Consider the following 12,806-nt stretch of genomic DNA (forward strand, 5'->3'; position numbering starts at 1 on the left):
GGCGCGTGGGCTTCTGTTACGGGAGGCTGAACGATAAGCACTGGTGGGGATTAAGCAAAGCGGCTTTACCGGCAATTTACCTTCAACTTACGTTTCAAGGTGTGAGCCAAGAGACTGATACACAAATGAAAACGGCCTGGACAGGGCCAGGCCGTTAACAATTGTAAAAGCGCTTACTTCAGGGCATTCAGAGCGGCGTCGTAGTTCGGCTCTTCAGCGATTTCCTTGACCAGTTCGCTGTGCAGGACGGTGTCGTTCTCGTCCAGCACCACCACGGCACGGGCGGTCAGGCCCTTGAGCGGGCCGTCGGCGATGGCCACGCCGTAGTTCTCGATGAACTCGGCGCCGCGCAGGGTCGACAGGTTCTGCACGTTGTCCAGGCCTTCGGCGCCGCAGAAGCGGGCCTGGGCGAACGGCAGGTCGGCGGAGATGCACAGCACCACGGTGTTGGCCAGTTCGTTGGCCTTCTTGTTGAAGGTGCGCACGGAGGTGGCGCAGGTCGGGGTGTCGACGCTCGGGAAGATGTTCAGCACTTTGCGCTTGCCGGCGAAGCTGGCCAGGGTGACGTCGGACAGGTTGCCGGCGACCAGGGAAAAGGCCGGGGCCTTGGAGCCGGCTTGCGGCAACTGGCCGTTGACTTGAACCGGGTTGCCTTTGAGGGTGACTTGAGCCATGAACGGAATCCTTCTGAACGTTTTGAATGTTTTGTTGGACAGCATGCAAGAGGCCGAAGTTAACCACGAAATGCGCCGCCGACCTATGCCCGGACTGAAATTGTCATGTTTCGGCACACAAAACTGGATACAACTGCCCCCGTTCATCCGTAGGAGCGAGCCTGCTCGCGATAACCGACCGCCACCGTCGCGGTGACTGATCCGGCGCCATGGCGAGCAGGCTCGCGCCTGCCGGGCTATCCCAGCAACCGCAGCATGTTGCGGTGCCGCGCCTCGAAGATCCGCCGCATGTAGCCGTTCACCAACAGCCGCTCGCTGAACGCGCCGCCGATGGCCGAGTAGGTCACCCGGTCGGTGTACAGCGTACCGCCCTCCCCCGGCGCCACCCGGTGCTCGTGGCGGAAGGCGCGCAACGGCCCCTTGAGCATTTCATCGACGAAGTGGCTGTCGCCGGCCTCGCGGATGGCCACCGTCCAGTCCGACGGGATCAGGTTGAACATCCAGTGGCGAAAGCGGAACTGCCGCCCGGCCTCGATCCGCAGGTCGTTAAGGTCGATGTCGCCCAGCGGCGCGATGCGTTCGGGGAAGATCTTCGGGAAATTGACGCCCTCCAGGCAGAAGTCCAGCACCTGCGTCGGGGTGCGGCCGGGAATCAGGGTGGTGAGTTCCAGAACGGGCATGGCGGAGGGTTCCTTGGGTGGGCCGGCATTTGTCAAAACGCAGGCGGGCATCTTTTATTTAGCGACGTTGTCGATTCCGGCTCCCGGCGTTCGACTAAGTGGCAAATATCCCACCCCCCAGCGGAGATTCACACCATGCGATTCATGATCATCGTCAAAGCCAGCCAGGACTCGGAAGCCGGCGTCATGCCCAGCGAAGAGCTGCTCACCGCCATGGGCAACTACAACGAGGAACTGGCCAAGGCCGGAATCCTGGTTTCGGCCGACGGCCTGCACCCCAGCAGCAAGGGCGCCCGGGTGCGTTTTTCGGGCGAGAAGCGCACGGTGATCGACGGCCCCTTCGCCGAAACCAAGGAACTGATCGCCGGCTACTGGATCTGGGAGGTGAAATCCCGGGACGAAGCCATCGAATGGGTCAAGCGCTGCCCCAACCCGATGCCGGGCACCGACGCCGAAATCGAAATCCGCCAGGTGTTCAGCGCAGAGGACTTCGGCGCCGAGTTCACCCCCGAACTGCGCGAGCAGGAAGAGCGCATCCGCGAACAGGCGAAAAAGCACTGAAGACCTCGGGCAGGCAATGCCGTCGCCATCACCGGCAGACGGCTGCCCGCACGGGATTCGCGACGCCGCGACATCCCTGCGGGAACAGCCTGCCGGCGACGGCGGAGCGTCAGCCGGCAGCGCGGCGTGTCATTTGGCCTTGAGCTTGAGGTAGGACTGGTGCATGTCCGCCGCCCAACCGTCGATGACCGCTTCCACGTCGTCGGCCTTCATCACCTGGGCGTCGTTCTCCAGCGGTTTGCCGGTGCCCTTGCGCACGACCTGGGCGACCACCTTGTTGTTGCCGCCGTCGAGGAACACCGCCTCGGTGGCCAGGGTGGTTTCCTGGTCGCGGATGCCGCTGGCGGTGCTGACCGCAGCGGCCACCAGGGCGATCGGGATCACTTCATAGGGCTTGAGGCCTTCGGTCTTGCTGCTCACGGCGGTGATCGCCGCGCGCACCACGATCACGCCTGGGCCCGGGCCGTTGGCCAGCGGCAACGACTTGCCGATCTCACGCTTGAGCGCCTGATCGTAATAGCCGGTGATGCCGTTGAGGGTCTGCTGCGGAATCTTCGCCGTCGGCTGTGGCTTGGGGTACAGCTGGGTCGGTTCGACGTAGACGCTGCTGAACTTTTTGATGTCCAGCTTCGGATCGACCCAGCGCATCACCGTGGCGCCCGAAGGCGACTTGGCTTCCTTCAGCTGGCTGTAGTCCTTGAGGAAGCCGGAGTACTGATCCGGCTCGACGACTTTGCTGGAACACCCCGTCACGGCAAGCGCAGCGACGCACACGGTGCTCATCATCAATGCAAGCTTCATGTCTGTAACTCCTGTCAGAAGGCCGGAAAGTACTGCTTGAGGGAGAGTTACAGGTATAGCTAAAACCTCGGATTTTGCTGTCGAAATCCGCAACATTCGCCCAACGCCGACCTGTGCCGTGCAGCGGTGTGCGGGCAAACGCCCGCGCCGCAGGCATCACCAGGACGACGTCGCCCCGCTCCTCAACGCCATCTCCCGACGACTGTGGGCCTTCATCGCCTTGATCAGCGACACCGTCCCCACCAGCAGGATCGCCGCGCCGAACAGGAAGTCGATGTTGTACAGCTCGAAGTCCTTCACCGGCCCCACCAGCACCGTGCGCACCACGGCGATGCCCACCAGGGTGGCGAGGAAGTCGATCCCCGGCTCGTCGCGGTAGAACACGTGCATCAGCGGCAGGCACAGGATCAGCAGGAGCAGCAGCACCACCACCTTGAACGACCCCTTGCGCTCGACGCTGAAGGCGCACTCGTGGGGGCCGTAGGCCTTGTAGTCTTCGTCGCGGATCATCGAGTTCTTCTCGTTGATGTACTCGACGCGGTTGTACTTCTGGATCGGCGTGAAGGTGTTGGACATCTCCATCTGCGTGGTGATGTTCTTGAAGCGCAGGTCGATGCGCTCGTTGCCCTTGAGGTAGTACAGCACCGGCTTGTAGCCGTAACGGTAAGTGTCGAAGGGAAACGCGGCGACCTGGCCCTGAACGCCGATGGGACGCGGCTCAAGCTCGGCGAAGGCGCTCTTGTCGGTCGCCGACAGGTTGCGGCTCAGGGGCTGCACCTTCACCTGTTCGAGGAAGATCGGCGTCACGCCGTACGACCACTGCAGCGGCTCCAGGCGCAGGCGCAGTTCGTTGCGGCCCAGGTCGTAGCGGTTGAAGGTGCGTTCGGACACCACCACCGAACCGCTGAGCATGAACTCGCCGCGCAGGTTGTTGGTGATGCGCAGGGTCAACTGGTCCTTGCCCAGCAATGCCGCCTCGCCGGACGGCGGCGTGCCGCACCAGGCCCGGCTGTCGCCGGCGCCGCCCAGCTGGCCGTCGCGGTTTTCGTTGAACACATAAAAGTAACTGGCCCACAGCGTCAGCATCAAAAGCAACGCGGTGAGGCCGAGGATTTTTTTGCCCGCAGCCACAAACAGACTCCCTTCTTCGTTCCGTCGTCCAGCCGAAAACCCGCTGGCGCCAAGGACTCTACCAAAAGGCCATCACCGACCCAAGGAAAAATCCCCGATTGAAGGCAGTCCTAAGGGTTTCCCCTGTGCAGAAGCCGCAGTCGCTTGAAGCTTGCGGCTTGCGGCTTGCGGCTTGCGGCTCGCGGCTTGCCCCCCCCTTTACCGGCGCCGGAACAGCGGCCGCGGCTCGATGACCGAGCGGCCGTACTGCACGCTCATCCCGGCCAGGCCCTTGAGCGCGTCTTCGGCGGACTTGTCCTCGCGTACGGCGAAGCTGTCGAAGCCGCACTGGCGCATGTGGCTGAGCTGGTCGCGCAGCACGTCGCCGATGGCCCGCAGCTCGCCGGCCCAGCCGAACCGGCTGCGCAGCAGGTACGCCTGGCTGTAGGCGCGGCCGTCGCGAAAGCTGGGGAAATCGAGGGCAATCAGCGGCAGCGAGGCCAGCCACGGGACAAGGCTTTCGACCTCGTCGTCCGGGCCCAGCCAAACCGCATGGGTGGAGGGCGACTCCAGCCAGTGGGCCAGCGGCAGGATCAACAGCCCCGCAGGCCGCGTGCCGGCCGGCTCGCGCACGAGCGTCCACGGGTCGTCCGCCACGATCCGCGCCCCGCCCTCTTCCAGCCGCAGCAGATTGTTCATGCCGTCGCCTCCAGCGCCTTGGGGTAGACCCGCTCCTTGAACGGCTCCAGGCCGATCCTCGCCAGCGTATCGACGAACAGTTCCTCGCTTTCGCGGTAGCGCACGAAGGTGCCGATGATCCGCTCGATCACCTGCGGCACTTCGGCGGCGCTGAACGCCGGCCCAATGACCTTGCCCAGCGCGCTGTGCTTGCCCTGGGCGCCGCCGAGGGTGATCTGGTACCACTCGCTGCCGTTCTTGTCGACGCCCAGGATCCCGATGTTGCCGATGTGGTGATGGCCGCAGGCGTTCATGCAGCCGGAGATGTTCAGGCTGATGTCGCCCAGGTCGTGCAGGTAGTCGAGGTCTTCGAAGCGGGCCTGGATCGCCTGGGCCACAGGGATCGACTTGGCGTTGGCCAGCGCGCAGAAGTCGCCGCCGGGGCAGGCGATGATGTCGGTGAGCAAGCCGACGTTGGCGCTGCCCAGCCCCCGCTCCCGCGCTTCGAGCCACAGGGCATGGAGCCCGGATTTGGGCACGTCCGGCAGGACGACGTTCTGCTCGTGGGCAATGCGGATCTCGCCGAAGCCGAAGCGCTCGGACCAGTCGGCCACCGCCAGCATCTGCTGGCCGGTGACGTCCCCCGGCGCGGCGGCCGCGCCCGGTTTGGTCGACAGCACCACGCTGGCGTAGCCCGGCACCTTGTGCGGCTGCACGTTGCGCGCGACCCAACGGGCGAACGCCGGGCTCTCGGCCAGGTGCGTGCCGAAGTCCAGGTCGGTGCCGGCCAGCGTCCGGTAGGCCGGCGGCACGAAGGCGCTGGCGACCCTCTGGTACTCGGCGTCGGTCAGTTGCGCCGGGCCGTCCTTGAGGTGCTGCCATTCCGCCTCGACCTCTTTGGCGAACGCCTCGATGCCCAGCGCCTTGACCAGGATCTTGATCCGCGCCTTGTACTTGTTGTCGCGCCGGCCGTGGCGGTTGTAGACCCGCAGCACCGCCTCGACGTAGGACAGCAGGTGCTGCCACGGCAAGCCGTCGCGGATCTGCAGGCCCAGGATCGGCGTGCGCCCCAACCCGCCGCCGACGATCACCCGCAGCAGCATCTGCCCGTCCCGGCCGGGGTAAAGGTACAGGCCGATGTCGTGCATCATGATCGCCGCGCGGTCCTGCCTGGCCGAGCAGATGGCGATCTTGAACTTGCGCGGCAGGAACAGGAATTCCGGATTGATCGTCGACCACTGCCGCAGGATCTCGGCCAGCGGGCGCGGATCGATCAACTCGTCCGCCGCCACCCCGGCGAAGGCTTCGGTGGTGATGTTGCGCACGCAGTTGCCGGAGGTCTGGATCGCATGCATGTTGACCTGCGCCAGGCGTTCGAGGATGTCCGGCACTTCTTCCAGCCGGATCCAGTTGAACTGCATGTTCTGCCGGGTGGTGAAGTGGCCGTAGCCCCGGTCGTAGTCGCTGGCGATGCCGGCCAGGGTGCGCATCTGCCCGGCGCTCAAGGTGCCGTAGGGGATCGCCACCCGCAGCATGTACGCGTGCTTTTGCATATACAGGCCGTTCTGCAGGCGCAGCGGCAGGAACTCCTCTTCGCTCAACTCGCCGGCCAGGAACCGGGCGACCTGGTCGCGGAACTGCGCCACGCGCTCGAACACCAGCGCCCGGTCGTAATCGTCGTACTGATACATCGGCTACCTCATCAGGGTTTTCTGTGGGAGCGGGTTGGTTCGCGAATGCGGTGTGTTAACTGACACACCGCATTCGCGAACCAACCCGCTCCCACAAATTTTCAGTGACTATGGCCGAACGGCGCAGGCCGTTACAGATTCACCTGAAACCATAAAAACCGTATCAGAGCGCGGCAGATGGCCGCAGGCAGCCATGAAATCTGATCCGCACAAATGAAAGATTCCTGAGCCTGTTTTGTTTTCGGCAGGGTTCCTACAGTGCAGCCCATGCCGGGCCGGGTGGTCCGGCAAGCCTTTGCAACCGTGGATGAATCGACCATGAGCACAGCAGCAACCGGACAGGCCTACAACTACAAGGTCGTCCGCCAATTTGTCATCGCAACCGTTTTCTGGGGTGTGGTCGGCATGGCGATGGGGGTATGGATCGCCTCGCAACTGGTTTGGCCCGACATGAACCTCGACCTGCCGTGGACCACTTTCGGCCGCCTGCGGCCCCTGCACACGAGCCTGGTGATCTTCGGATTCGCCGGCAGCGCCCAGTTCGCCGCCAGCTACTACGCGGTGCAGCGCACCTGCCAGGTGCGGCTGTATTCGGACCGGCTCGCGGCGTTCACCTTCTGGGGCTGGCAGGCAGTGATCGTGATCATGCTCGTCACCCTGCCGATGGGCTACACCACCACCAAGGAATACGCCGAGATCGAGTTCTCCGGCGCAGTGTGGATGGCGGTGGTCTGGGTGGCCTACGGCGTGGTGTTCTTCACCACCGTGGTGCGGCGCAAGACCAAGCACATCTACGTCGGCAACTGGTTCTTCGGCGCGTTCATCCTGGTGATCGCGATGCTGCACGTGGTCAACCACCTGTCGATCCCGGTGGACTGGTTCAAGTCCTACCCGGTGTACTCCGGCGCCACCGACGCCATGGTGCAGTGGTGGTACGGGCACAACGCGGTGGGCTTCTTCCTGACCACCGGGTTCCTGGGGATGATGTACTACTTCGTGCCCAAGCAAGTGAACCGGCCGGTGTATTCGTACCGGTTGTCGATCGTGCACTTCTGGGCGCTGATCACCCTGTACATCTGGGCCGGCCCCCACCACCTGCACTACACCGCCCTGCCCGACTGGGCGCAATCGCTGGGCATGGCGATGTCGCTGATCCTGCTGGCGCCGAGCTGGGGCGGGATGATCAACGGCATGATGACGCTGTCCGGCGCCTGGCATCAGTTGCGCACCGACCCGATCCTGCGGTTCCTGGTGCTGTCATTGGCGTTCTACGGCATGTCCACCTTCGAAGGCCCGATGATGGCGATCAAGACCGTCAACGCCCTCTCCCACTACACCGACTGGACCATCGGCCACGTGCACGCCGGGGCGCTGGGCTGGGTGGCGATGATCACCTTCGGCGCGACCTACCACATGGTGCCCAAAGTGTTCGGCCGCGAACGCATGCACAGCACGCCGCTGATCAACCTGCACTTCTGGCTGGCGACCATCGGCACCGTGCTCTACATCGCCTCGATGTGGGTCAACGGCATCACCCAGGGCCTGATGTGGCGCGCGATCAACGAGGACGGCACCCTGACGTACTCCTTCGTCGAAGCGTTGCAGGCCAGCCATCCGGGCTTCATCGTGCGCTTCGCCGGCGGGGTGTTCTTCCTCAGCGGCATGCTGCTGATGGCCTACAACGTGTGGCGCACCGTGCGGGTGGCGGACGTGGCGCTGGCCCACCGCGACGCGCAGATCGCCTAGGCAAGGAGCCGGCCATGTTCGAGATGTTGCTGAATGGGCTGGGGGTGGTGTTTCTGTGGCTGTCGGTGGAGTACTGCCTGCGCCACGAAACCGCCCAAAGCCTCGACGACGCCAGCCTCACGCCGTTCGCCGACGACCCGGAAGTGGCGCAGCGGGTGGAGCAGGCCACCGGCAAGACGGTGAAGGCCGTGGCGCCGGAGGAAGCCAGGCCGGGCTGGGTCAACATGGACATGTGACCCCTATGGGAGCGGGCCTGCCCGCTCCCACAGTTTGCGACGGAATGAGCGCTACAGTTGATTGGCGCTGGCATCCGCCGCCGAACCGCCGGAAACTCCCCCAAGGCCTGGCGCATCCGCACGGGCCACAGCCTGAGGACATCCAATGCGCACCATCGGCCTGATCGGCGGCATGAGCTGGGAATCCAGCGCCGAATACTATCGCCTCATCAACCAGCAGGTCCGCGACCGGCTCGGGCCGCTGCGGTCGGCGCAGCTGCTGATGCACAGCGTGGATTTCGGCCCGGTCGAACAGGCCCAGCACGCCGGGCGCTGGGACGACGCGGCGGCGATCCTGGTGGATGCCGCGCGCCGGCTCGAAGCCGGCGGCGCCGAATGCGTGGTGCTGTGCACCAACACCATGCACAAGGTGGCCGAACCGATCCAGGCCGCCGTCGGCATTCCGTTCCTGCACATCGCCGAACCCGCCGCCCATGCGGCCCTGGAGATCGGCGCCAACACCGTCGGCCTGCTCGGCACGGCGTTCACCATGGAACAGGACTTCCTCAAGCAGCGGCTGCACGCCCAGGGCCTGAACGTGCTGGTGCCGGACGAGGCCGAACGCCGTGCGGTGCACCGGATCATCTACGACGAACTGTGCGTCGGCGTGATCAGCGAAACGTCACGGCAGGCCTATCAGCGGGTGATCGAATCCCTGACGGCCCGGGGCGCCCAGGCGATCATCCTCGGCTGCACGGAAATCGGCCTGCTGATCAAGCCCGAGCACAGCGCCCTGCCCCTGCTCGACACCACCGCGCTGCATGCGCAGGCGGCGGTGGCGTTCGCCCTGGACGACTGAGTCACGCCTTGGGGCGCGGGCGCAGGCGGGCCATGCTCAGGGTGTCGACCCATTGCCCGTCGCGCACGGCGTAGTCACGCAACAGGCCTTCGGTCTCGAAGCCGAACTTGCGGTACAGGCCGATGGCGGCTTCGTTGTCGGCGTACACGGTGAGTTCGACCCGGTGCAGGTTCATCCAGTTGTCGGCGACGTCCAGCGCCGCCGCCAGCAGCCGGGAACCGACGCCCTTGCCCTGCCACGCCAAGGCGACGCCCATGCCGAAACTGGCGGCATGGCTGCGGCGCATCCGCGAGTACGCCTCAAGCCCCAGGTTGCCGATCACCGCGCCCTGATGCAGCGCCACCAGTTTCACCGCCCGTTCGTTGTCCGCCTGCAACCGCTGGCGCCAGACCTCGCTGGACTGGAACGGCATCTGCAGCACTTGCCGGCCCACGGCCGGATCGTTGTAGAGCGCGGTGACGCCCTCGACATGGGATTCGTTGAAGCGTTCGAGGTGGATGGCGGTGTCGTCAGGCATGGCGGATCCCTCCTGGATCGGTTGCGTGGCCGTCCACTCTAAACCGCCCCAAATCATTTGATCCAGCTTCAGGCTATTCGAACCACTCCTGCCGTTCGCTGAAGGTGTGGCGGATCAGTCCGGCCAATGCCTGCACCTCGGCCGATGCCTGCGACTCGGCATTCACCGCCAGCCACGCCTGCAACCGCATCGGCTCCTCGAACAGCCCCGGCAACGCCACCAGACCGCGGTCGAAGCGGCCCATGTACATCGGCAGCAGGCCGATGCAGGCGCTGCAGCGGATCATCTCCAGCATCAGCTCGTAGGACTGCATCTGCACCACCCCGGCCAGGCGTTGTTCGACGAGGTTGTTCCAGGGACGGAAGCCGTCGATCTGACGGTCGTGGCGCCACTGCACCAGCATGAAGTCGGCCAGGTCGTCGAGGGTGTCCGGACGCGCCGTCACCCGCGAATAGCGCTTGGCGATGTGCGGCAGGTAGTCCAGGGTCGCCAGGCGTTGCGGTTCGTCGGTGGCGAACGTCGGGCCGGGATGGGGGCTTTCGCCGGGGGCCAGCCACAGCACCACGTCGGCGCTCACCGCTTGCAGCGCCAGTTCGCTGTCCACCGAAATGATCTCCAGGCGCACGCTGGCGTTGCGGCGCAAAAGCGCGATCAGGTCACGGCCGAGGATGTCGTGCAGGATCGACTCGGCCACGGCCAGGCGCACCAGCGGCTGCTCGACCACCGGCAGTTTGCGTTCGTGGGCCAGGGCGACCAGCCGCGCCTGCAACTGCTGACCTTCGCGGGTCAGGCTCAGGGCGCTGCCCTGGAAGCTGAACAGCGCACATTGCAGTTGCTGCTCCAGCTGCGCCAGTTGCTTGCGCAGCAAGGTCGAACGCACATTGAGGCTGCGGGCCGCCTGCATGAAGCAACCGCAGCGGGCGCTGACCAGGAAGTATTGCGCCACGTCGCCGTCGATGGCGGCGGCCCGGGCCTGCCAGGGTTCTTCCTTGTCCTGCGGCCAGCGGTATTCGGGGCTGCCCTGTCGTCCTGCGGGTTCGGTGAATGACATCGATGACTCCCTGTCGATCTTTGTTGTTTGCCTTTGCGCACGTCCATTGTGGGCGCTGGCTTGCCAGCGATGCGGTCGGCAGATCCAACCTGCCTGGAGGCTGACACGAAGCCATCGCCGGCAAGCCGGCTCCCACAAGGTTCAGCGGTGGATCTGAATTACCGTTTTTCCTCCAGCACCTTGTTGAGTTCGGCCCCGTCGATGCTCAGCGTCGCGGTATTGAGCATGCCGTCCAGGTACGCCTGGGCGATTTGCTCCTGGCGCCGGGCGCGCAGGGCCTGGGTCAGTTGATCACGCAGCTCGTCCAGGGTCGCGGTGCGGGCCGGCTGCAGTTCGGTGAGCTTGATCACGTGAAAACCCGCCGCGCTCTGCACCGGCTCCGACACTGCGCCGACCTTCAGCCGCGCCACCGCGCCACGCACCTCCGGCACCAGCTGCTGCAACGGTTGCAGGCCGCTGTCGCCGCCCCGCTCGGCCGTCGTGCGGTCCTGCGAGTACTGGCCGGCCAGTGCGGCGAACTCCCCCGGCGCAGCCTGGGCCTTTTTGCTCAACTCCGACGCCTGCTTGCGCACGCTTTCGAGGTTCTGCGGATCGCCCACGCCGAGGAAGATCTGGCTGACCCGGTACAGCGCCGGGGTCACCCAGTCGGCCTTGCCGGCCTCGTAGGCCTGCTGCAGTTCGGCGGCGCTCGGGTAGTCCGCCGGCACCTCGCTGACCGACCGCAAGTAATCGCGGAAGATGATCTGCTCGGTGGCCGCACGGGTCTGCCGGGCGACGTCGGGACGCTGCGCCCAGCCCTGGGCGTCCGCCTGCTCCAGCACGGCCTTTTCGGCCAGGCGCGAACGGATCCAGCGCTCCAGCGCCTCGCGGTTGCCTTGCAGCTGTTCGCGGGACGCCGGCGGCAGGCTGGCCAACAGCGCCTGCACCTCCTGCGGCGACACCTGCTGATTGCCCAGGCGGGCCAGCGCGGGCCCCGCCTCGGCCTTCATCGACGGCGCCGGCTGCTGAGCGGCGACCGGGTCGCTGCCCGGCCGCACCGCCAACGCCACGGCCACCACCAGCAGCGCCACCGTGGCGGCGCCCATCACCATGGCAGGCTTTTTCACAGCACGGCTTCCTCTTGCGCGGCCGCCTCGGCGTTCACCGCAGGCGCCGCGGCCTGCTGACTGAAATCACGCAGGTACACGATGAACTCCTGAAGCAGCCGGTCCCACAGTTCCAGGTTGCCGCGCAGGTGCGCAGCGCTGACGCCCGCCGCCACCACCACGTCCATTTCCATCACCAGGAACTCACCCTGCAACGACAGCCGGGCGAAGCGGCGCGAGGCGTTCCACTGCTCGGCCACCCCGGCCGGCAACTCGCCCTGCACCCGCAGGGCGCAGCTGAAGGTGAAGTCCACGAAACCGCCCGCCTCCGTCGCCGGGTTGCCGAAACGCACCGCGTAGCCGATGCCTTGGCTGGCGCTGAGCAACTGGACGATGCCGTTCTGTTCGGTCTGGTTGACCCGGTAACCGGCGGCTTGCAGCACTTCGGTCAACGAGGCCGGGGTCACGTGGCTGATCAATTGAGTCATGGTCGCTTCCTTGTCATATCACTGGGCGAGCGCCGCTCGGGGCGCATCGAAATGGGTCTTGTAGAGCTCGTCGCCGAAGCCCTGGGCCAGTTCGTCGAACTTGACCCGGGCGCTGCCCGCGAAGGGCTGGCGGATCTTCATCACCTGGGCCACATCGATGTTTTCGTAGGCGGTGAGGATCTCCTTGGCGACGCCGTACATCTGCTGATTCTTGACCGAACATTGCTGCACTTGTGTGTCACGTTCGGCCAATTGCGCCTGAAGCTTAGACCGTTCCGCCTCTTTGGCACGGGTCATGGCCAGCAGCTCGTCATAGGCTTTCTTGAACTTGCCGACCTGCTCGTTGCTGGCGGCCACCTGGGCCTGGGCCTGGCTGTGCAGGCTCTGCTGCTGGCCGGCCAACTGCTCGGCGACGCCCTTGGCCTTGGCCAGTTCGGCGGTCAATTGCTTGATCTGCGCCTGCGCAGCCTTGGCCTCGTTCTGCGCCGCCAACTGCGCGGCGCTGGCCTGGGCCTGCTGGCTCTGCAAGGCCTGCAATTGCTGGGCGGTGCTGCGCAACTGGGTGCGCAGGCGCTCCTCCATGCCTTCGGCGCTCGCGCCGGTGGCGACCAACAGGCCCAGACCGAGCCACAGAAAACGCGTGTCCATTA

15 protein-coding genes are annotated in these 12,806 nt (G+C 65.5%); 4 read left to right on the forward strand and 11 right to left on the reverse strand.

Translation table 11 applies throughout. The features are described from left to right. Positions 1-173: 173 nt before the first annotated feature. Both tpx and KVG96_RS12010 read right to left on the reverse strand, forming a co-directional pair. Complete coding sequence (gene tpx / locus KVG96_RS12005; RefSeq protein WP_217892264.1) at positions 174-674, reverse strand: thiol peroxidase; 501 nt, start codon at positions 672-674, stop codon at positions 174-176. A 236-nt stretch (positions 675-910) separates the two neighbouring features. After that, positions 911-1,354 (reverse strand): SRPBCC family protein, encoded by a 444-nt coding sequence (locus KVG96_RS12010; protein WP_217892265.1) that lies wholly within the window; start codon positions 1,352-1,354, stop codon positions 911-913. Between the two features lie 135 nt (positions 1,355-1,489). On the opposite strand from KVG96_RS12010, the gene KVG96_RS12015 reads away from it, so the two are divergent. Beyond that, entirely contained in the window at positions 1,490-1,915 is a 426-nt protein-coding gene (locus KVG96_RS12015) for a YciI family protein (protein WP_085582486.1), read from the forward strand. 129 nt (positions 1,916-2,044) lie between these two features. Here KVG96_RS12015 and KVG96_RS12020 read toward each other — a convergent pair whose 3' ends face one another. The 4 genes from KVG96_RS12020 to KVG96_RS12035 form a co-directional block, all read right to left on the reverse strand. Continuing rightward, on the reverse strand, positions 2,045-2,716 hold the full coding sequence (locus KVG96_RS12020) for a DUF3313 domain-containing protein (RefSeq protein WP_217892266.1): 672 nt from the start codon (positions 2,714-2,716) through the stop codon (positions 2,045-2,047). Positions 2,717-2,872: 156 nt separating this feature from the next. Next, positions 2,873-3,847: a hypothetical protein gene (locus KVG96_RS12025; RefSeq protein ID WP_217892267.1), complete on the reverse strand. Its 975-nt coding sequence runs from the start codon at positions 3,845-3,847 to the stop codon at positions 2,873-2,875. Between the two features lie 198 nt (positions 3,848-4,045). Continuing rightward, the gene (locus KVG96_RS12030; RefSeq protein WP_217892268.1) at positions 4,046-4,525 is read right to left on the reverse strand and encodes a DUF934 domain-containing protein; all 480 of its coding nucleotides are present in this window, start codon (positions 4,523-4,525) and stop codon (positions 4,046-4,048) included. Continuing rightward, positions 4,522-6,195, reverse strand: coding sequence for a nitrite/sulfite reductase (locus tag KVG96_RS12035; RefSeq protein ID WP_217892269.1), 1,674 nt, complete (start codon positions 6,193-6,195; stop codon positions 4,522-4,524). The genes KVG96_RS12030 and KVG96_RS12035 overlap by 4 nt, the downstream gene beginning before the upstream one ends. A gap of 318 nt (positions 6,196-6,513) precedes the next feature. Here KVG96_RS12035 and ccoN point away from each other — a divergent pair, with 318 nt between their 5' ends. From ccoN to KVG96_RS12050, 3 genes are all read left to right on the forward strand, one after another. Continuing rightward, complete coding sequence (gene ccoN, locus KVG96_RS12040) at positions 6,514-7,941, forward strand: cytochrome-c oxidase, cbb3-type subunit I (RefSeq protein ID WP_217892270.1); 1,428 nt, start codon at positions 6,514-6,516, stop codon at positions 7,939-7,941. 14 nt (positions 7,942-7,955) lie between these two features. Beyond that, positions 7,956-8,177, forward strand: a complete 222-nt coding sequence (locus KVG96_RS12045) for a cbb3-type cytochrome c oxidase subunit 3 (RefSeq protein WP_217892271.1) — start codon at positions 7,956-7,958, stop codon at positions 8,175-8,177. Positions 8,178-8,322: 145 nt separating this feature from the next. Continuing rightward, positions 8,323-9,015, forward strand: a complete 693-nt coding sequence (locus KVG96_RS12050) for an aspartate/glutamate racemase family protein (protein WP_217892272.1) — start codon at positions 8,323-8,325, stop codon at positions 9,013-9,015. A gap of 1 nt (position 9,016) precedes the next feature. Here KVG96_RS12050 and KVG96_RS12055 read toward each other — a convergent pair whose 3' ends face one another. The 5 genes from KVG96_RS12055 to KVG96_RS12075 form a co-directional block, all read right to left on the reverse strand. Next, a complete protein-coding gene (locus KVG96_RS12055) occupies positions 9,017-9,532 on the reverse strand; it encodes a GNAT family N-acetyltransferase (protein WP_217892273.1) in 516 nt (171 codons plus the stop codon). 73 nt (positions 9,533-9,605) lie between these two features. After that, positions 9,606-10,583 carry a LysR family transcriptional regulator gene (locus tag KVG96_RS12060; protein ID WP_217892274.1) on the reverse strand — a complete coding sequence of 326 codons (978 nt, stop codon included), beginning with the start codon at positions 10,581-10,583 and terminating at the stop codon, positions 9,606-9,608. Between the two features lie 158 nt (positions 10,584-10,741). Beyond that, on the reverse strand, positions 10,742-11,689 hold the full coding sequence (locus KVG96_RS12065; protein ID WP_217892275.1) for a peptidylprolyl isomerase: 948 nt from the start codon (positions 11,687-11,689) through the stop codon (positions 10,742-10,744). After that, on the reverse strand, positions 11,686-12,156 hold the full coding sequence (locus tag KVG96_RS12070; protein WP_217892276.1) for a YbjN domain-containing protein: 471 nt from the start codon (positions 12,154-12,156) through the stop codon (positions 11,686-11,688). Before KVG96_RS12070 ends, KVG96_RS12065 begins: the two co-directional genes overlap by 4 nt. Before the next feature lie 18 nt (positions 12,157-12,174). After that, positions 12,175-12,804, reverse strand: coding sequence for a DNA repair protein (locus tag KVG96_RS12075; protein WP_217892277.1), 630 nt, complete (start codon positions 12,802-12,804; stop codon positions 12,175-12,177). Positions 12,805-12,806 lie beyond the last annotated feature (2 nt).

Origin of the sequence: Pseudomonas ekonensis, assembly GCF_019145435.1 — a bacterium.
Taxonomy (GTDB): Bacteria; Pseudomonadota; Gammaproteobacteria; order Pseudomonadales; family Pseudomonadaceae; genus Aquipseudomonas; species Aquipseudomonas ekonensis.